This window comes from Streptomyces sp. NPDC058864 (assembly GCF_042742985.1).
Lineage (GTDB): Bacteria > Actinomycetota > Actinomycetes > Streptomycetales > Streptomycetaceae > Actinacidiphila.
The window spans coordinates 1-1,291 of sequence record NZ_JBHYMQ010000166.1 but is presented as its reverse complement, the minus strand read 5'-3'; the positions used below and the strand labels follow the sequence as shown (position 1 = coordinate 1,291).

At 72.3% G+C, this 1,291-nt stretch carries 1 protein-coding gene and 1 pseudogene; both read left to right on the top strand.

Annotated features, from left to right (window positions below; genetic code table 11):
- Nucleotides 1–909 (top strand): hypothetical protein (locus tag ACFW3D_RS42160; protein WP_500513800.1); only part of this gene is annotated, 909 nt, incomplete at its 5' end.
- A gap of 1 nt (nt 910) precedes the next feature.
- Nucleotides 911–1,291 (top strand): annotated as a pseudogene (locus ACFW3D_RS42155) (hypothetical protein); the annotation flags it as partial.

Below are 1,291 nucleotides of genomic sequence, written 5' to 3'. Positions count from 1 at the left end.
CGGCAGGTGCCCACCGTGGGCAACATGCAGGCGCTGGTCAACCTGCAGTGGAACCGCCCGGCCGACGCCATCAGCGACGACGAGCGGGCGATGGGGTGGCTTCACCAGTACGACAAGAACGCGGCCTGGCTTGCCGCGATCGGCTCCGCCTGGCTCGGGATCGGTGACCCCACCCACTACCCGGACGGCACCCGGTTCCTGGCCAACAAGGCCGGGTACTGGCGGCTGCTGAACCTGCCCTACAAGGCCAACGAGAGGATGCCGGAGCTGCGGTTCCTTCCCTCCGAGGAGGGCGGGCACTGGGCCCGTACCCCGGCGGTCGTCCTGCTGGCCGACCTCTACCCGGGGTGGGAGCCCGAGGTGGCCGAAGCCTGGGTGTGGACCACCTCGAAGCGGGCGCTGTACGGGATGTACGACAAGCTGCGGATCGCCCGTGAGCGGGTCATGGCCGCGCAGGAGGAGGGCCGCCCCGGCGCCCGGTACGCCAAGCAGGTCGTGGGCCACCTGTACCAGTCCTTCCGCGGCTACCTCTCCCGTGCGGACGGGCCGAAGAAGGACCTGAGCGACCCGACCGGCAACACCCTGTACGCCGCCGACATCTACTGGCGCCCGGACTGGGCCGAGATGGTCCTGGACCTGGCCCTGTGCAACACCTACCGGGACCTGGCCAAGTTCGAGGCAGAGGGCCGCCCGCCCCTGAGCCTGAAGGTGGACGCCGTCACGGTGGCCAGCAACGAGGCCGACCCCCGGGCCGCCGCCCCGGCCTCCATGAAGTTCGGCTCCAAGGGCGGGGAGTGGAAGCCCGAGCCCGAATACACCGTCCCGCTGGCCGAGTTGCTGCCCGCGATCGACGCGGGCAAGCCGGTGACCGTGGCCCGCAAGTCCTACCTGAGCGCGAAGGAGAACTGACATGGGCATCATCGGGCGGATCTTCGGACGCAAGGGCGGCGAGGAGCCGGAGGAGCCCCGCGAGGAAGCGGCGGCTCCGGCGCCCCAGCCGGAAGGCGAGGCGCCCCGGCAGGAGGCACCCGCGCCGGAGCGCAAGCCGGGGCTTCTGGGCAGGGTCAAGCGCGCGTTCAGCCGGAAGGAGAAGAAGCCGCGGCCCCCGGCCGAGGAAGCGCCGGCCCCCGAGGAGGCGGCGCCCCCGCCTCCGACCCACACCGTGCCCCCCGGCACCCAGGAGGCCCTGCCCGGGACCGAGGACCTGGCCCCCGAGGAGGAGGGCGAGGCCGAGAAGGACTACTCCGACGCCCCCGGCTCAGCCAACATCCAGATCCCCGGGACCTGGCAG